Here is a 16954-nt window from a genome sequence, read left to right on the forward strand (position 1 = left end):
CATTGATCCGTATCCCAGCGTTCGGCCCCTTTGAAAAGAGGGAGCCGTCATGAGAAAGAGGGTCAATCGATGGTTCGAACCGTTCGGTCGTTCGCCGACCGACTGCTGGAGAGTCTGGTCCCCAGCACGAAGGCGCAGGCGATGGCATGCGTCGAAAGCTGGCAGCAGATCTCCTGCCCTCCGGTGGGGGGCGCCCCGTACAACCAGATCGGTTTGCGGCGGATCAAGGTCTGCGACGGTGTGACGCAGGTACTGGAGACGCTGCCGTGCGGCACGCCGATCTGTGGTGGGAACACCTCACAGTACGGGCCGTGGGTCCCCTACCACCCGTGCCCGCCTTCCCCCTGCCCGCCGTTCCTGTGCTGAGTTGAGCTGAGCCGTCCGGTGATCGGGCCGCCCCGGTCGGACCGGTATGTGAGTGCCCTCCTCCATCAGGGAGGGACGGGGCGCCGCGACTGGCGAAGAGTCGCGGCGCCCCCTCCACATTAGGGGTTTCCATGGAGTACGTCCTGGTCTGCTGCCGGCTGCTGGTCGGTGTGGTCTTCGTGGTCTCGGCGGCGGGCAAGCTGCGCAGCCGCGGGGCCTACGCCTCCTTCCGCGCCGCCGCCGGTGAACTGGCGCCGCGGCTGCCCTTGGTGCCCGGGGCTCTCGTGCCGCCCGCGGTCGTCGCGGGCGAGCTGACCGCGGCCGTGCTGCTCGCCGTTCCGGTCACGGTCGGCGCCGGGTTCGTGATCGCAGCGGTGCTGCTGGCCGCCTTCACGGGCGCGATCGCGGCGGCCGTACGATCCCGCCGGCGCGTGATCTGCAACTGCTTCGGCCCTTCGTCCACGCCGGTGGGGCGGGGCCGGCTCGTCCACAACGGGGCGCTGCTCGTCGCCTCGCTGACGGGGGCGGTGCTCTCTTTCGGCACCGCGTCCGCATCCCTCGCGCTGGAGCCGGCCGGGGTCGCGGCGGCGGCGGTCACCGGCCTGGCGGGTGCCGCTCTGGTGCTGCTCGCCGACGACATGACCGAGCTGTTCCGGCCACTCGTCTGACCGTCGCGGACAACGACGCACGGGCAACCGTGGAACTACAGAGGATGATCATGTCGAATATCGTTGTGGTGCTCGTCGGCGCAGTCGTGGTGCTGTGCGTGCTCAATCTCGTACTCACCGTGGGAGTGGCCCGGCTGCTGCGTGCGCAGGGGGAGTTGCTGTCCCGGCGAGCCGCTCCGCCCCCGGCCGGCCATCCGCTGCCCGGTGGTTCTTTCGTGGTCATGCGCGAAGCGGGGGAGCGGCTGGGCGCCTTCCGTACCGCCGCCACGGACGGTACGCCTCTCGACGAGGGGTTCTTCGCCGATGCGTCGACCCTCGTCGCCGCGTTCTCCGTCGGATGCCCCGCCTGCGACGAGAGGCTTCCCGAGTTCATCAGGTTCGCCCCGGCCTTCGCCGGCCGTGAGCGCGTGCTCGCCCTCGTGGTCGGCACCGACGGCGCCGCCGAGAAGGCCGCGCTCCTGGAGCCGGTGGCCACCGTGGTGGTGGAGAAGATCCACGGCGGGCCGGTGTGCGGGTCGCTGGGGGTCAAGGCCTATCCGGCGCTGGCGATCGTCGACCCCGGCGGCGTCGTCCGCGCCTCCGGCACCCTGATCCAGGACGCGGCGGCCGCTCTGGAAACGGTCTGACCCATGCGGAAGATCATTCTCGCGTTACGGCTGAGTTGGCAGGCCAGCCCGCTGTTCACCGCGGTCTTCGTCACGCTCACGCTGGCCACCTCGCCGGCACCGGTCGTGACGGCCTGGCTGACCAAACTGGTGCTGGACGACATCACCGCCGGAGCCCTTCCCGCCACGGTGGCGGAAAAAGGCATCGCGCTCGCCGTCACGATCCTGGTGACCGGTCTGATTCCGCACGTCACCCAGTACGCCTCCCGTGAGATCGAACGCCGCGTCGGACTCCGGGCCCAGGAACGCCTGTTCATCACGGCCGAGAGCTTCGTGGGCATGGCCCGTTTCGAGGACCCGGTCTTTCTCAACCGGATGCAGATGGCACTGCTGCACGGCGCCACCACCCCCGGGGCGATGGTCACCGCCGTCCTGTCGATCGTCCGCGCGGTCGTCACCGGACTGGGCTTCCTGGGGTCGCTGCTGGTCATCTCCCCCTGGCTGCCCGCGCTGATCCTCGCCTCAGTCCTGCCGATGCTGGCCGTGGAGCTGTCGCTGGCCCGCCGCCGGGCCGGTCTGTCGTGGCGGCTGAGCCCGATCGAACGCCGGGAGATGTTCTTTCGCGACCTGTTGACCAACGCGCAGGCCGCCAAGGAGATTCGCCTGTTCGGCATCGGCACCTACCTGCGCGAGCTCATGACGGCCCAGCGGCGCCTGGCCGACAGGGAGAACCGCCGGATGGACCGCCGCGAGGTCGGCGTCCAGGCGCTGATCGGTCTGGGGAGCGCCGTGGTGTCGGGTGGGGCGCTGCTGTGGGCGGTGCTGGCCGCCGCCGGCGGCCGGATCAGCGTCGGTGACATCTCGCTGCTGGTCGCCTCGGTGGCCGGCGTGCAGAGCGCGAGTGTGTCACTGGTGCACACCATCGCCCAGTGCCACCGTCAACTGTTGCTGTTCGATCACTACGTGCAGGTGACCGCCGCCGGACCCGACCTGCCCATCGCCCCCTCGCCCCGGGCGATCGCGCCTTTGGCACGCGGGATCGTCTTCCGCGATGTCTGGTTCCGTTACTCTCCCGACCATCCCTGGGCGCTGCGTGGCCTCGACCTGACCATCCCGCGGGGCCGGACAGTGGGTCTGATCGGCCGGAACGGCGCGGGCAAGAGCACCTTGATCAAACTCCTGTGCCGGATGTACGACCCCGAGCGCGGCTCGATTCTGTGGGACGGCGTCGACCTGCGCGAACTGGACCCCGCCGAACTGCGTGCCCGCATCGGCGTGGTGTTCCAGGACTACATGGAGTACGACCTGACCGCGGCCGAGAACATCGGCCTGGGCGATCTGGAGCGCCTGCACGACCGCGAGCGCGTCACCGCCGCGGCCGCCGACGCCGGAGCGCACGCGTTCGTCAGCCGCCTGCCCCGCTCCTACGACACCCTGCTGTCACGACTGTTCTTCCAGGGGGAGGAGACCGCCGAGGACACCTCCGGCGCCATCGGCGTGACTCTGTCGGGCGGCCAGTGGCAGCGGCTGGCCCTGGCTCGCGCGCACCTGCGTGCCGGGTGCGATCTGATGATCCTGGACGAACCCAGCTCCGGCCTGGACGCGGAGGCCGAGTACGAGATCCACCGCACGTTGCGGCAGCGCCGGACGGGCCGTACCAACGTGCTGATCTCCCACCGGCTCAACACCGTGCGCGAGGCCGACCTGCTGGTCGTGCTCGACGAGGGGACCGTCGTCGAGTCCGGCACCCACGAGGAACTGGTGGCCCGCGGCGGCACCTACGCCGACCTGTTCTCCCTGCAGGCCGAGGGCTACCTGGAGGTCCTTCCCGGGCAGGCGGGCCGGTGACCGCTCCGCTCGCCCTCATCCTCATGCCGCTCGCGGCCGGTGCCGCGACGGTGCTCTGGGCTCGCCGGAACCTCCTGGTGGCGACCATCTCGGGCACCAGCATGCATCCCACCCACCGGCCCGGCGACAAGCTGCTGGTACGGCGTCTGCCCGCCGGCCGGATCCGCGCGGGAGACATCGTCGTGGCCGACATCGTGGCCGTCCCGGCGTATGGGGCGGCGCCCTCGTCCGGCCCCGCCCCCAGCAGGGTCGTCAAAAGGGTCGCCGCCGTCCCGGGGGATCCCGTCCCCGCCTCGGTGCCCCGCAGGGCGGGCGAAACCTCGGTCCCCGAGGGGTGCCTCGTCCTGCTCGGCGACAATCCGGGGCAGAGCCTGGACTCCCGCCGGTTCGGGTACGTGCCCGCGACGGACGTGGTCGGCAAGGTGGTCGGCGCTCTCACCGGCGGATAGCCGGAGAGAGCGCCCTGCCGATGCTCACCGGAACCGCCACCCGGCCCCGGCGGGAGACCCGGCCGGGGCCGGACCCCGGTCCTCGTCCTGAAGGCGGGAGGAGGGGCCGCGGATGGCGTCGTCGTCCCGGCGGAGCACGGAGAGGTGAAGTTCACGCAGTTCGGCGGAGGGGTCCAGGCCGAGGTGGTCGCTGAGTGTCGCCGTGGCGGAGTTCCAGGCCGAGATCGCGCCCGCCGCGTTGCCGCCGAGATAGTGCGCGCGCATCAGGTGAGCCCACGAGGTCTCCCGGAAAGGCGCCGCGGCCAGGACGTCATGGATCTCGGGCACGAGGTCGAGCGTGCGGCCCAGGCCCAGGCGGGCTTCCACCAGGCGCTCCCGTACCGTCAGATGCAATTCGTCGAGGGCGGCGAAGCGGGCCCTCATCTGCTCGGAGGCGGCGCAGTCCTGCCCCGCGGGCCCCTGCCACAGGCCGAGCGCCTCCTTGAACGTCGCCTCGGCCGCGTCGGTGCGGCGGGCGCGCAACTCGGCGAAGCCCTGGGCGGCGAGCCGCTTGAACCTGATCGAGTCGACCTCGTCCGGCTCGATGAGCAGGCGATACCCTCCGCCACCGCCCCGTAGGGTGACCAAGCGCTCCCGCAGGGAGAGAGCCGTCAACTGGCGCCGTAAGCGGGCCATGTACAGACGGAGGTTCTTTCGGGCCGAGTCGGGAGATTCATCCCACAAAGACCTCATCAGCCGCTCTACGGGAACCGATCGCCCCTCCTCCAGAAGAAGGGCGGCGAACACTCCCCTGACCGGCGCCGACTTGACGCTCATGGATGTTCTCGCGTTCTCGATCCGTACGCTTCCGAGCAGGCGGAACAGCATTCCTATGACCCCTTTGGTAATCGGTGGAACGGTTCTTCCGCCCGGGGCCGGAAAACGGGGGGCGGCCGTCCACGCTGACGGTGGGCCCGGGGCGGACCGCCGGTCCGCGGACGGCATGCCGTAAGGAGCGGACAGATGGCGGTTCGCCCATCAGCATGGGGAGGCCGCTGGGGAGCGGTCATGAGTGATGACTACTCAACTTCCGGCCGGCACTGGCACCGTCTCAGGAGTTCCCTCTGCAATTCGCGTTGTTTCGGCTATCCGAAATCGAGGCCGATTGTCCGGATATATATTCTTCCGCCCCTGGATCGGGAGACAGGTTCAGGAAACAAATTCGATATCCTGATATTTCTGACATATGGTCTGAACGACGCTTGTGACAGAGACCGCACACCAACGAATTCATCCCAGACGCCGAAGTCGCGGGACTGGCGGAGGTACTACGGGATGGGCCAGAAGAGCGTGCTGGGGCGTTGGCCGTTCGTAGGACGCGCGTCGCAACTGGAGAGGTTCGACGCGTCCCTGGAAGACCCCCGGGGCAGAGGTTTCATCGTCTTCGGACCCGCGGGAGCCGGAAAGTCCCGCCTGATCGAGGAGTGCCTGGAGCGGGCGGAGGGAGCCGGCCGGCGCATCGGCCGTGCGGTGGCCACCGCGGCCGCCGCCTCGATCCCCCTGGGAGCCGTCGCTCATCTGCTGCCCACGGAGGCGGACCTGTCCGATCCGGTCACGGGGTTCGCATCGGTGGCGCGACTGCTGTCCGGGTCCGGAACGAACCCGGCTCCGATGGTGATCGGAGTGGACGACCTCCACCTGCTCGACGCGACCTCGGCGGTGCTGCTGCGGCAGCTGATGGACGCCGGTGTGATCTTCCTCCTCGGCTCGGTGCGCTCAGGGGAGCCGTCCGGCCCGGCGGTGGCGGCGTTGTCGTACGGGGACCCGGTGCAGCAGGTGGACCTCGTCGATCTCGAGCGTTCGCAGGTCGAGACGCTGCTGGAACGGGTCCTCGGAAGGCACGTGGGCAGTAGCACGGTCGGCCGGCTGTTCACCGCCAGCGGCGGCAATCCGCTCTACCTGCGCGAGCTGGTGATCGGAGCGATGACCGGTGGGATCCTGACCTGCGACGGCGAGGTGTGGGAGATGGCCCCGGGCCGGCTGCCGGGGACGCGGCGCCTGACCGATCTCATCCGCTCCCGGCTCTCCGTCGCGTCGCCCGAGGGCCGTGACGTGCTGGAAGCCCTGGCGCTGTGCGAGCCGCTGTCCGTGGCCCAGCTCACCACCGGCGCCGAGCCCCGGACCCTGGACGAACTCGAACAGGCAGGGCTGATCGTCATCCACCGGGAACGGCGGCGCACCGCCGTCCGGCTGGCGCACCCCCTCTACGGCGAGGTGCTGCGCGCCGGCATCACCACGCTCCGGCGGCAGGAAACGTTGCTGCGCCACCTCTCCCTGCTGGAGACAAGCGGGGCCCGGCGGCGTGAGGACGCGATGCGCCTGGCCACCTACCGGCTGGCGGCCACCGGAACGGCGGATCCGGCGCTGCTCATGCGGGCCGCGGCCCTGGCCATCCATACGCGCGCCTACGCCGGCGCGCTCTCCCTCCTGCGCGCCGTACCCGAAGAATGGCACGGCGTTCACTACCGGTTGCTCCTGGGCAAGACGCTGTACGAGGCGGGCGAGTTCACGCAGGCCGAGACCGTACTGTCGCAGGCGGGCGGGCCGACCGGCGACGAGCAGGAGACGCTGCTCGTGACGGCCCTGCGGGTGCAGAACCTCATCTGGGGACTCGGAGCCTCGCGACGGACGGTCCGCGAGGTCATCGAAGCCGCCCGGCACCGGGTCACGAGCCCTTCCGGCCACCAAGCGCTCACCGCCACCGAGGCCGCCGGCTGCTTCGCCCTGGGGGAGTTCCCGCGCGGCCTCGACCTGTGCTCGCGCCTGCCCCTGGAATCCGGGCCGGGACCGGACGTGATGACGTGGCTGATCGCCGCGACGACCAAGTCGGCGACGCTGGCGTTCCTGGGCCGAGGCGAGGAGGCGGTGACCTGGGCCCGGCGCGCCACCTCCGTCAGCGCGGCCGTCGACGCCGAGCTGTACTCCATGACCACCCACGAGGCGGCGCACCAGTCCGTCCTCACGCTGGCTCTGGCGGAGAGCGGTCACCTGGCCGAGAGCCGGGCCGTGGGCGAGCAGGCCTACCGGACGCTCGCTCACGGCCTGCCGAGCCCCGAGCAGAGACTCCTCGCCTTCCAGCTGGGACGTGCCGCGTGGCTGGCGGGCCATCCCGGGCAGGCCCGCCGCTGGTACGCCGAGCTCGCCCGAGCGGCACGCCCCTACACCGCGATCGTCCTGCCGCTGGCGCTCTCCGGGCTGGCCGCGTCGGCCGCGCTGCAGGGCGATCTGGACGCGGCCGACGCGGCCCTGGCCGAGTACGACCGGCTGACGTGCGCGGTGCACATGCCCGAGGAGCGGTTGGGCGTGGCCTGGGTGCACGCCGTCCGAGGCGAGCTCTCCCACGCCCGGGCCGTCCTCACCGCGGCGGCGGACGAGGCGCGGACACGCGGGCAGGTCGCGTTCGAGTCCGTCCTGCTGACCGACCTCGTCCGGCTCGGCGGAGCGGGCGAGGCCGCCGGGCGGCTGGCGGAGATCGCCGAGGCGATCGGCGGCCGGTTCCACCGGGCGCGGGCCGGCCTGGCCGCCGCCTGGGTCGCCGGATGCCCCTACCGGCTGCTCACCGCCGCCGGGGAGATGGAGGCCATCGGCGCCGACCTCCTGGCCGCCGAGGCGGCCGGCGTCGCCGCCGGCATCCTGCGGCAGGCCGGTGACTCCCGCCGCGCCCGGGCCGCCGCGCTCCGCGCTCAGCTGCTCGCCGCCCGCTGCGAGGGGGCCAGGACTCCCGCTCTCGCCACAGGTGGCAGCGGCGCCCGGCTCACCCGGAGGCAGCAGGAGATCGCGCTGCTCGCCGTACAGGGGATGTCCAGCAAGGACATCGCCGAGCGATTAGGCATCTCGGCCCGTACCGTCGACAACCATCTGCGGCACGTCTACGTGGAGTTCGGCATCACCAACCGCGGTGAGCTGGCCACCCGCCTCAACGGTGAGGCTCTGTCCGGGCCGCGCTCCCGCGGGACGTGAGTGCGGGCCGATCCGTCCCGCTTTGGCCGGAGTCCAGGACGAGCGCTTGGCGGCGTTGACGGACGGCGAGGTAGCGCAGTCCGTCGGGCCCGGCGGTGAACTGACGCCGGGCACGGCGCGGCAGCCACAGCAGTGCGCCGGGTTCGAGGTCGATGCCGCCGAGTTCGGTGGTGAGCCGTCCGCTGCCGGCCAGGACGTGGATGAGGACGTCGAGGTTGGGGCCGGTGTGGGCCTCGATCGTCCCGCCGGGCGTCAGGGCGATGATGTCGGAGTCCAGGTCGCGCTCCCTGACCTGGAGTTTCCATGCGGCGCCGGTCACGTCCGCCTCGGCGGTGAACCGGTCGGTGTCGACCAGGATCCGGGGGAGCGGCGTAGTGGCCAGCTTGGTGATCCGGATCCGCCAGTCCCGGACTTCGGTGTTCAGATATTCCCACCGGTAGCTGCCGGCATGGTCGACCTCGAACTCCTCCCGCAGGTGCTTGGGATCGTGGTCGTTGATCAGTACGAACGAGCCGTCAACGGGCAGGGCCTGGTAGGCGGCGAAGATCGTCGGGTGCTTGTCCGGCTTGCGCAGCGGCCGTACGTCCAGCTCCTGATCGGTGGGGGCAGGTGAGTGCACGACTCCTCCTCCGAGAGAGTTTCTACAACTCGATGTTGTGTAAACTCTAGGGCATGACGATGGCACGACCGGCCGGGGGCGGCCTGGAGCCGGCAGGGCGACGCGGCGAGGTGCTGCGGCTGATCCGTGGCGCGCCGGGGCCGGTGTCGATCGCCGAGATCGCCGACCGGCTGGGGGTGCATCTGAACACGGTCAGGTTCCATCTGGACACGCTGATCGAGAACGGCCAGGTCGAGCGCGCCGAGACCGTCCGCCGCACCCCGGGACGCCCTCCGCAACTCTTCCGTGCGGTTCGCGTGATGGATCCGAGCGGACCACGCCATTACCGGCTGCTCGCCGAGGTCCTGGCCGACACCCTCGACGCCGACCCGGACCCGCGCGGCCGCGCCATCGCGGCCGGCCGGGCCTGGGGCAGCCGCCACGGCGACTCGTCAGAGCACGGCGACTCGTCAGAGCACGGCGGCTCATCGGATCACGGCGGCTCATCGGATCACGGTGACGGCCAGGTCGGCGGGGAGCCTGTCGGCCGGCTGGTGTCGCTGCTCGACACCCTCGGGTTCGCCCCCGAACTCGGCGACGACCGACCCCACGCCCACCCGGAGGGTGGCCCGTCACAGATCAGGCTGAGGAACTGCCCGTTCCTCGAACTCGCCTCGAGCAAGCCCCAGATCGCCTGCTCGATCCACCTCGGCCTGATGCGGGGCGCGCTGGACGCCTGGGGCTCCCCGGTCACGGTCGACCGGCTCGACCCCTTCGCGGAACCCGATCTGTGCGTGGCGCACCTGGCCCGGGAAGGAGTCCGATGACCGGCCGGAGGTCATCGGGGCGGTGACCTCACTCCGGCTCGTTCGCCGCCGGGCCCCCTACGGTGAACGCGGTGGTGACCGTCGGTTTGGTCCCAAGCGGAAGCATGGGTCAGCGGGACCTCGAGACCGTTACTTCTCGATCCAGCCGAGGTCAACCGCCCACCCGTGCGTCATGGCTTCGGCCGCGGGCAGCGTGAGGAACGAGACGGCGTACAGAATCACGAGGAGCCCGATCGGAACGGCCCAAGCGCGAGGACGGGTTTCCGACGGACCGGCCCAGTCCTGTCCGTCGTCGGCGGGGCGATACCGGCGGAGCCGCGTCTTCGGAAGTCGACGGTCGGCCGGCCTCAGTGCCCACGAAACGAGAGCGCACGTCCCGAACATCAGCGGCACCCCCCACGTCTGAAGACCGTCGCCGACTATCAGATGCGACACCACGGCACTCGACCACAGGAAAAAGGCACCCGCGTAGGCCCATTCCTTGATCAGCGGGAGCCTGGGCGCGATGATCGCGATGGCCGCACCGGCCTGCCACACGCCCAGAACATAGGCGAAGAAGTGCGGGTATCCCAGGTGGCGCAACTGGGCTTCCACCCATTCGATCGGCACCAGGTTCCACACCGATCCAGCGGTCAACTCGGCGACGATGACCAACGTGGTGGCCCAGAAGGCGATGGGGCGGATCCGGCTCCCGTTCCAGCCGCTTCGTGCGACGGTGGCCGGTTTCTCGTCCGTCGTGTGCTGGACCGTTCTGGCTGCTTGCTTTCTCATCTCAGCCTCCTCGTCAAATCGATCTGGCATGTTCATGAGCTTCTTGCGTTGTGAGCGACTTCGAAGTGGCCGCGGCGACGATCCGCATGTCTTGCGCGCTGAATGGTGTCTCGCTGGTCCGACCACGCAGCACCGCGGAATGTGAGGCGACGCGCCGACCTCACAGTTCACCGCGCTGTCTTGTCGGATCAGTGAGAGCAGACCCGAAACCCAAGGAGCCAGCGCACGATGGCAAGGACACCATGACCACTCCATCCGAGCCGGGCCCGGCCGCGATCACGAGCGAGCGGCGTCAGCTGATCAATCTCGCGTACCGGCTCCTCGGTTCCCTGGCCGACGCCGAGGATGTCGTCCAAGAGGCCTACGCCCGCTGGTGCGCCATGTCCCGGCAGCAGCAGGACGCCATCGCATCCCCCGGCGCCTGGCTGACCACGGTCGTCGGCCGGCTCTGTCTCAATGTGCTCTCCTCGGCACGGGCCCGGCGCGAGACGTATGTGGGCGAATGGATCCCCGAGCCGCTGCCCGAACCCAGGGAGTGGATCACCGGGCGGCCGGATGGCACCACCGCCGACCCGGCCGATCGGATCACCCTGGACGAGTCGGTCAACATGGCCTTCCTCGTCGTGCTGGAGGCGATGACCCCGGCCGAGCGCGTCGCGTTCGTCCTGCACGATGTCTTCCGGTACTCCTTCGCCGAAGTGGCCGAGATCGTCGGCCGCACCCCGGCGGCGTGCCGCCAACTGGCCTCCTCGGCCCGCCGGCGCATCCGTGCCGCGCAGGCGCCCGTGACTCCGGCGGCCCGGCAGGCCCGGATCGTCAGGGACTTCAAGCAGGCGTGGGAGGCCATGGACATCGACGCCCTCGTCGCCCTGCTCGACCCCGACGCCACGGTGATCGCCGACGGCGGCGGCGTGGTCGGCGCCGTGCTCCGCCCGGTCGAAGGCGTTGAGCAGATCGCGCGTTCACTGCTCAATCTCGATGGCAGGCTCCGCGGCCTGACGCTCCTGGAGCGTACGGTCAACGGCCGGCCCGGCCTGATCGCCCAGCTGGACGGCGTCACCGTGTCGGTGTACGCGTTCGGCCTCGCAGGCGACCGGATCAAGCACATCTGGGCCGTACGCAACCCCGACAAGCTCCGGCCGTGGACGGCAGGACCGCGGCACCGGTAACAGCGAGTCGCGCCCGGGCGATAAAAGATGATTTTGACGGGCGCGGTCTCACACTAATCACAGGATGGATGGACGGACGATGACGAAAGCGCCGGAATTGCCGCTGCAGATGCGGCGGAACGGGTTTGACCCGGTCAAGGAACTGGCCCAGGCTCGCGAGGGTGAGGGTGTGGTGCGCATGGAGACGCCGTTCGGCGTGCCCGCGTACCTGGTCTGCCGGCACGAGGATGTTCGCCAGGTGCTGTCGGATCCGGCCCGGTTCAGCAGTGCCCTCACGCCTTTCCCGGGATCCGGGCAGGAGGACGCCGACGAACTGGCCAGGTTGCGGGCCGGGCAGTTGATCGGGTTCGACCCGCCGGAGCACACGCGGTTGCGCCGGATGCTCACCCCGGAGTTCACGGTGCGCCGGATGCGCAGGCTCGAGCCGCGGATCAGCGAGATCGTCGAGGCGGCGCTGGACGATCTGGAGCGGGCGGGCAGGCCGGCCGATCTGGTGGCGCACTTCGCGCTGCCGGTGCCGTCGCTGGTGATCTGCGAGCTGCTGGGCGTGCCCTACGCCGACCGCGCCGAGTACCAGGACCGTTCCGCTCGGCTGCTGGACACCTCGTTGCCGATGGAGCAGCGCGGCGCGACGCTGCGGGAGGACCGCGCGTACATGGCCGGCCTGGTGGCCCGCGCCCAGGCGGACCCCGGCGAGGACATGCTCGGCATGCTGGTGCGCGAGCACGGCCACGATCTCAGCACCGACGAGCTCATCGGCATCGCGCGACTGCTGCTGCTCGCCGGGCACGAGACGACCTCCAACATGCTCGGCCTGGGCACCCTGGCCCTGCTACGGCATCCGGACCAGCTCGCCCTGATCCGCGAGGATCCGGCGCGGATCGAGCCCGCCGTCGAGGAGCTGATGCGCTGGCTGTCCATCGTGCAGGTACTGCCGCCGCGCACGACCACGACGGACGTGGAGATCGCCGGGCACACCATCCCAGCGGGCTCGCTCGTGATGCTCTCGCTGCCGGCCGCCAACCGCGACGGGGCCTTCATCGACGATCCCGATACCTTCGACATCACCCGGGAAGCCGCCGGCCACGTCGCCTTCGGCCACGGCGTGCACCACTGCCTCGGGGCGCCGCTGGCCCGGATGGAGATGCGCATCGCCTTCCCGGCCCTGCTGCGCCGCTTTCCCGGCCTGGCCCTGGCCGACCCGGACGAGCAGGCCGACTTCCGGGCCTTCAGCGCCGTGTACGGCCTGCGCGCGCTGCCGGTGACCTGGTAAGCGGACCGCCGCCCGCCCACCAGCTCTACGACCTGCGTGAAAAACATGACATCAGGTGTCGGGTTTTGAGGCGAGCATGGGCTCACTGATGGGCGGCGTGTGAAAGGTGGATGAAGGTTGACTGCATTCGTACGGGACATCGCGAGCATGGTGCGCGAGACCATCGACGTGGTGGGGGCTCGTACCAACAATCTGCGGGATGTGTCGGTGAGCATCCCCAAGGGACTGCTCGTCGCCTTCACCGGGGTGAGCGGCAGCGGCAAGACCTCGCTGGCGATCGACACGCTGCACACCGAGGCCCAACTGCGGTATCTGGAAGGGCTTTCGCCGTTCGTCCGGCAGTACATCACCCAGCGCAACCGGCCGAAGGTCGACCGCATCCTGGGGCTCGGCGCGACGCTCGCGGTCGACCAGCGCCGGCTGAACCGCAACCCGCGCTCCACGGTCGCGACGATCACCGGCATCGACGGGCACCTGGGGCTGCTGTACTCGCGCCTTCCGGGGATCGACGCAGATCCGGCGGCGGGCAGCGGAGACGCACATCTGACCACCGCTCACTTCGACCGCGCCACCCCGGAAGGCAGCTGTGCGGACTGCCACGGGGTGGGCGGGCGCTGGGAGGCGCAGGAGGACCTGGTCATCACCCATCCGGAGCTTCCGCTCTTCCAAGGGGCTTCGCCTTGGTACGCGAAGTGGCGATCGGGGGAGCACGCGTTCGTCCCGGCGCTCGCCGAGAAGCGGGGCGTGGACCTCGGCCGGCCGTGGCGGTCGCTGCCTGAGGAGTTCCGTCACTGCGTGCTGTACGGCACGGGCGACGAGAAGATCGAGGCGACCATCGACATGACGAACAAGAACGAGACGGCTCAGGTGACCTACACCTCGAGCCAGCCGCTGCGGGGAGCGCTCGCCGAGGTGGAGCGGGTGTTCGTGAACGCCCAGACGTCCAGCGCCAAGCAGCGCTACCTGCCGTACATGCGCAAGCGGTCCTGCGGCGCCTGCGGCGGCAGCGGGTACGACCAGGTGGCCCGGTCCGTACGGCTCGGCGGGCTGACCTACCCCGACCTGATCGAGGTGGACGTACGGGAGGTGCGCGGCTGGGCGCGACGGGTGGCGGACAACCTGAGCTCCCGGCAGCGAGAGGTGGGCGAGCCGCTGCTGCAGGACCTGGGCCGCAGGCTCGGCATCCTGGACCGGCTCGGCCTGGCCCATCTCCAGCTGTCCCGGAGCGCGGCGACGCTGTCCGGCGGCGAGTTGCAGCGGACCCGGCTCGCCGCCCAGCTCAGCACCGAGCTGAGCGGCATCATCTTCGTGCTGGACGAGCCCGGGACCGGGCTGCATCCCGCGGACAAGGCGCACCTGCTCGACATCGCCCTGGAGCTGCGCGCGGCCGGTAACACGGTGCTTCTCGTCGAGCACGATCCCGAGCTGATCGCCCGGGCCGACTGGGTGATCGACATGGGGCCCGGCGCCGGTCGCCTCGGCGGTGAGGTCCTCGTGTCGGGCCCTCCCGCCGACGCGGCCGCCCACCCGACGTCGCTGACCGGGCGCTACCTCGCCGGCCAGGGGCCGCGGCTACGCCGGACCCGCCGCCCGGTCGGGTCAGACACCGGCTGGGTGCAGCTGCACGGCCTGCGTGCGCACAACGTGACCGCGGACCAGGTGCGGTTTCCTGCCGGTCGGCTCACCTGCCTGACCGGGGTGAGCGGCAGCGGCAAGAGCAGCCTGCTCGGTGCGCTGGCGGCGAGCGTGGCGGCCGCCTTGGACGCGACGGCGACCGACCTGGTGCGGGAGGTGACCGGCATCGAGGGGTTCAGCTGGGTCGCCGTCGTCGATCAGGAACCGCTCGGGCGGACCCCGCGATCCAACCCGGCCACCTACAGCAAGGCGTTCGACATCGTCCGCAGGCTGTTCGCCGAAACCGACGTGGCACGCGGGCGCGGGGTCGACGCCTCCTGGTTCAGCTTCAACACCGCGAACGGCGGCCGCTGCGAGACCTGTACGGGATACGGCCGCAAGCTGGTCGACATGCACTTTCTGCCGGATGTGTGGGTGGTCTGTGACGCGTGCGAGGGGCGGCGCTACCAGCCGGAGGCCTTGGACATCAGGTATCAAGGGCTGGCCATCGATCAGGTCCTGGAGCTGACCGTCGCCGAGGCCGTGGAGCGGTTCTCCGCGCCCCGGCAGCTCGCGGAGATCCTGGGCGCCCTGGACCAGGTCGGGCTCGGCTATCTCCAACTCGGCCAGAGCGCAACGGAGTTGTCCGGGGGCGAGGCCCAGCGGCTCAAACTGGCGTCGGCGATCCAGCGAGGCGCCGCGAGCCGCAGGGCCGGCCTGGTCGTTCTCGACGAACCCGTCTCGGGCCTGCACCCGTCCGACATTCAGCGGGTGGTCGACGCGTTCGACGTGTTGCTCGACTCGGGCAACACCGTCGTCGTGGCCGAGCATGACATCCCCGTCGCCGCGTCCGCGGACTGGGTGATCGACCTTGGGCCGGGCGCCGGTCCGGACGGCGGTGCGGTGGTCGCGGCGGGCACCCCGGACACCGTCGCGACCGCGGACACCCCGACCGCGGCTTTCCTTCGGCGGTACGCGGCGGGCCTGCCGCTCCTGGGCACGCGGGAAGACACGGGCCGACAGCGAGCCGGGAGTGCCGGACCTGCTTGAGCGAGAGGACCGTACTATACGGTATGGTACGGTCCTAGCGCGTGGTCATCGATTCACTGTCTGAGGAGAGCTGTGTCAGCATTGCCCGATCCGATCTGGCCGGTCGTCGTCCTGGCGATCATCCAGGCCGGCGACGCCGTCATGTGCATCAAGCCCGTCCCGTTCATCGCCCAGTGCTTCAAAGACGTGAGATTTCCGCGACGTCACTGGTGGATCATGCCGCCGCTGAAGTTCGCCGCCGCGGCCGGTCTGATCCTGGGCATCTGGCTGCCGTACCTCGGTGCCGTGACCTGTGCCGCACTCGTCCTCTACTTCGTGGTCGCCATCACGATGCACATCGCGGCTCGGGACTTCGGCCGCAACCTCTTCCTCAACGCCACCGTCATGCTGCTGATCTGCGTCGCCGTCGGCGTCTTCAGCTTCGTGGCATGAAGCTCGCCGGCGCCTCGGCGAGCGCGGACTCCTCCATACCCGATGGTACGTTTACCGGATGAGCACGGCACGAGACCGGTGGCTGAACGAAGGCTTGCACGTACTCGCGGAAGAAGGCGCGGCAGGGATTCGCATCGACCGGATCGCCGCTCGGCTCAACCTGTCGAAAGGGTCGTTCCACCATCACTTCGACGGTGCCGAGGGATACAAGAAAGCGCTTCTCGACCAGGTCGAGCGCCTGTCGATCGACACGCTCGAAAACGCGATCGCCGACGTCGGCGAATCGGCTGGTGCCCGGGTGATCCTCGCCCGGCTGACGACACTCGTCCGCCCTGGCGGCACAGGGCTCTATCGTCCAGAACTCGATATCGCGGTGCGGGCGTGGGCGACCTGGGATGCGGAGGTGCGTGCCGTGCAGACCCGCCTGGACGAGGCCAGACTGTCCGCACTCCAGCGGGTGTGGCGATCAGCCGTCGCCACCGACGAGGAGGCGCGGACGGCAGCCCTGCTGCCCTACCTGCTCGCGGTCGGAGCGACTGTCGTCTTTCCTCCCGTCGACGCCGACCAGCTTCGCGACCTCTATGAAACTCTCCTGCCACTCGTGCCGGACAGCGGCACGACGTCACCATCGTGACCTGGCCATAGGCGATTCACCGAAGCCGCCTCATGATCGATCAGCCGGCGTCCAGGCAGAGCGGAAGCGCCTGGATGATCAGCTTGCTCGTCGCCTCGACGTAGGAGTCGTCGACGGTCCTGCCGGTGTTGAGCACACGCCACTGCGTGAGCCCGACCAGGAGGTCGAGGGCCAGGTCAAGGCTCAGGTCGGCGGGCAACTGGCCACGCTCCACCGCGCTCCGCAGAAACCGCTCGCACGCGAGCCTGCGCGGCTGCCGGATCGCGGTGTCGAAGGCAGTGGAAAGTCCGGGATTGCGAGCGGCCTCGGCGGTCAGATCGAGCACGATGCGCATGACCACGGGATCCGACAGCGTATCCGCCACCGCTCGGACGTAGGCTCGTACGTCGCTGCTCAGGTCACCGGCCCCGCCCGCCGGGACCTGCCGGGACGCGATGACCTCGATGAGGTCGACCACCATCGCCTCTTTCGAGGGCCACCGCCGGTAGAGCGCGGCCTTTCCCGTACCGGCCCGCCGGGCCACCGCGCCCATCGACATGCCGGCGTAACCCGTCTCCGCCAGCTCGGCGACCGCCGCCGCGACGATGGTGTCGGTGACCGTCTGGCGCAGCACGGCGGCGCCACGGCCACGCGAGTTGATCTCAGCCATAT

Annotated in this window: 16 protein-coding genes; 12 read left to right on the top strand and 4 right to left on the bottom strand. The window is 70.2% G+C overall.

Annotated elements, in window-relative coordinates:
- Nucleotides 1-69 precede the first annotated feature (69 nt).
- From IEY87_RS17980 to IEY87_RS18000, 5 genes are all read left to right on the top strand, one after another.
- The gene (locus IEY87_RS17980; RefSeq protein ID WP_189139811.1) at nt 70-366 is read left to right on the top strand and encodes a hypothetical protein; all 297 of its coding nucleotides are present in this window, start codon (nt 70-72) and stop codon (nt 364-366) included.
- A gap of 131 nt (nt 367-497) precedes the next feature.
- Nucleotides 498-1034 (top strand): MauE/DoxX family redox-associated membrane protein, encoded by a 537-nt coding sequence (locus IEY87_RS17985; RefSeq protein WP_189139812.1) that lies wholly within the window; start codon nt 498-500, stop codon nt 1032-1034.
- A gap of 50 nt (nt 1035-1084) precedes the next feature.
- On the top strand, nt 1085-1660 hold the full coding sequence (locus IEY87_RS17990) for a TlpA family protein disulfide reductase (protein WP_189139813.1): 576 nt from the start codon (nt 1085-1087) through the stop codon (nt 1658-1660).
- A 3-nt stretch (nt 1661-1663) separates the two neighbouring features.
- A complete protein-coding gene (locus IEY87_RS17995) occupies nt 1664-3487 on the top strand; it encodes an ABC transporter ATP-binding protein (protein WP_189139814.1) in 1824 nt (607 codons plus the stop codon).
- Nucleotides 3484-3936, top strand: a complete 453-nt coding sequence (locus IEY87_RS18000; protein ID WP_189139815.1) for a S26 family signal peptidase — start codon at nt 3484-3486, stop codon at nt 3934-3936. Before IEY87_RS17995 ends, IEY87_RS18000 begins: the two co-directional genes overlap by 4 nt.
- Before the next feature lie 24 nt (nt 3937-3960).
- Here the strand turns inward: IEY87_RS18000 and IEY87_RS18005 are convergent, their stop codons facing one another.
- On the bottom strand, nt 3961-4920 hold the full coding sequence (locus IEY87_RS18005; RefSeq protein ID WP_308426448.1) for an AfsR/SARP family transcriptional regulator: 960 nt from the start codon (nt 4918-4920) through the stop codon (nt 3961-3963).
- Nucleotides 4921-5250: 330 nt separating this feature from the next.
- Here IEY87_RS18005 and IEY87_RS18010 point away from each other — a divergent pair, with 330 nt between their 5' ends.
- Nucleotides 5251-7935, top strand: coding sequence for a LuxR C-terminal-related transcriptional regulator (locus tag IEY87_RS18010; protein WP_189139817.1), 2685 nt, complete (start codon nt 5251-5253; stop codon nt 7933-7935).
- On the opposite strand, the gene IEY87_RS18015 is transcribed toward IEY87_RS18010, so the two are convergent.
- Complete coding sequence (locus IEY87_RS18015) at nt 7892-8554, bottom strand: DUF2249 domain-containing protein (RefSeq protein WP_189139818.1); 663 nt, start codon at nt 8552-8554, stop codon at nt 7892-7894. The genes IEY87_RS18010 and IEY87_RS18015 overlap by 44 nt on opposite strands.
- Nucleotides 8555-8607: 53 nt before the next feature.
- Here IEY87_RS18015 and IEY87_RS18020 point away from each other — a divergent pair, with 53 nt between their 5' ends.
- Nucleotides 8608-9360: a helix-turn-helix transcriptional regulator gene (locus IEY87_RS18020; RefSeq protein WP_189139819.1), complete on the top strand. Its 753-nt coding sequence runs from the start codon at nt 8608-8610 to the stop codon at nt 9358-9360.
- A 129-nt stretch (nt 9361-9489) separates the two neighbouring features.
- On the opposite strand, the gene IEY87_RS18025 is transcribed toward IEY87_RS18020, so the two are convergent.
- On the bottom strand, nt 9490-10167 hold the full coding sequence (locus IEY87_RS18025) for a DoxX family protein (RefSeq protein ID WP_225277027.1): 678 nt from the start codon (nt 10165-10167) through the stop codon (nt 9490-9492).
- Between the two features lie 206 nt (nt 10168-10373).
- Here IEY87_RS18025 and sigJ point away from each other — a divergent pair, with 206 nt between their 5' ends.
- The 5 genes from sigJ (at nt 10374) to IEY87_RS18050 (ending at nt 16303) form a co-directional block, all read left to right on the top strand.
- Nucleotides 10374-11300 carry an RNA polymerase sigma factor SigJ gene (sigJ, locus tag IEY87_RS18030; protein ID WP_189139820.1) on the top strand — a complete coding sequence of 309 codons (927 nt, stop codon included), beginning with the start codon at nt 10374-10376 and terminating at the stop codon, nt 11298-11300.
- A 79-nt stretch (nt 11301-11379) separates the two neighbouring features.
- The gene (locus IEY87_RS18035) at nt 11380-12573 is read left to right on the top strand and encodes a cytochrome P450 (RefSeq protein ID WP_189139821.1); all 1194 of its coding nucleotides are present in this window, start codon (nt 11380-11382) and stop codon (nt 12571-12573) included.
- Between the two features lie 117 nt (nt 12574-12690).
- On the top strand, nt 12691-15237 hold the full coding sequence (locus tag IEY87_RS18040; protein WP_225277026.1) for an excinuclease ABC subunit UvrA: 2547 nt from the start codon (nt 12691-12693) through the stop codon (nt 15235-15237).
- A 72-nt stretch (nt 15238-15309) separates the two neighbouring features.
- Nucleotides 15310-15669, top strand: a complete 360-nt coding sequence (locus IEY87_RS18045; protein ID WP_189139822.1) for a DoxX family protein — start codon at nt 15310-15312, stop codon at nt 15667-15669.
- Nucleotides 15670-15727: 58 nt separating this feature from the next.
- A complete protein-coding gene (locus tag IEY87_RS18050) occupies nt 15728-16303 on the top strand; it encodes a TetR family transcriptional regulator (RefSeq protein ID WP_189139823.1) in 576 nt (191 codons plus the stop codon).
- A gap of 40 nt (nt 16304-16343) precedes the next feature.
- On the opposite strand, the gene IEY87_RS18055 is transcribed toward IEY87_RS18050, so the two are convergent.
- The gene (locus IEY87_RS18055) at nt 16344-16952 is read right to left on the bottom strand and encodes a TetR/AcrR family transcriptional regulator (RefSeq protein WP_225277025.1); all 609 of its coding nucleotides are present in this window, start codon (nt 16950-16952) and stop codon (nt 16344-16346) included.
- Nucleotides 16953-16954: the final 2 nt, after the last annotated feature.

Source organism: Nonomuraea glycinis, assembly GCF_014646515.1.
Taxonomy (GTDB): domain Bacteria; phylum Actinomycetota; class Actinomycetes; order Streptosporangiales; family Streptosporangiaceae; genus Nonomuraea; species Nonomuraea glycinis.

What these genes read in the sequence shown, in the direction of transcription:
- IEY87_RS17980 (WP_189139811.1), top strand. Translation starts at nt 70, where the DNA reads ATGGTTCGAACCGTTCGGTCGTTCGCCGACCGACTGCTGGAGAGTCTG.
- IEY87_RS17985 (WP_189139812.1), top strand. Translation starts at nt 498, where the DNA reads ATGGAGTACGTCCTGGTCTGCTGCCGGCTGCTGGTCGGTGTGGTCTTC.
- IEY87_RS17990 (WP_189139813.1), top strand. Translation starts at nt 1,085, where the DNA reads ATGTCGAATATCGTTGTGGTGCTCGTCGGCGCAGTCGTGGTGCTGTGC.
- IEY87_RS17995 (WP_189139814.1), top strand. Translation starts at nt 1,664, where the DNA reads ATGCGGAAGATCATTCTCGCGTTACGGCTGAGTTGGCAGGCCAGCCCG.
- IEY87_RS18005 (WP_308426448.1), bottom strand. Translation starts at nt 4,920, where the DNA reads ATGCCGTCCGCGGACCGGCGGTCCGCCCCGGGCCCACCGTCAGCGTGG.
- IEY87_RS18010 (WP_189139817.1), top strand. Translation starts at nt 5,251, where the DNA reads ATGGGCCAGAAGAGCGTGCTGGGGCGTTGGCCGTTCGTAGGACGCGCG.
- IEY87_RS18020 (WP_189139819.1), top strand. Translation starts at nt 8,608, where the DNA reads ATGACGATGGCACGACCGGCCGGGGGCGGCCTGGAGCCGGCAGGGCGA.
- IEY87_RS18025 (WP_225277027.1), bottom strand. Translation starts at nt 10,167, where the DNA reads ATGAACATGCCAGATCGATTTGACGAGGAGGCTGAGATGAGAAAGCAA.
- sigJ (WP_189139820.1), top strand. Translation starts at nt 10,374, where the DNA reads ATGACCACTCCATCCGAGCCGGGCCCGGCCGCGATCACGAGCGAGCGG.
- IEY87_RS18035 (WP_189139821.1), top strand. Translation starts at nt 11,380, where the DNA reads ATGACGAAAGCGCCGGAATTGCCGCTGCAGATGCGGCGGAACGGGTTT.
- IEY87_RS18050 (WP_189139823.1), top strand. Translation starts at nt 15,728, where the DNA reads ATGAGCACGGCACGAGACCGGTGGCTGAACGAAGGCTTGCACGTACTC.
- IEY87_RS18055 (WP_225277025.1), bottom strand. Translation starts at nt 16,952, where the DNA reads ATGGCTGAGATCAACTCGCGTGGCCGTGGCGCCGCCGTGCTGCGCCAG.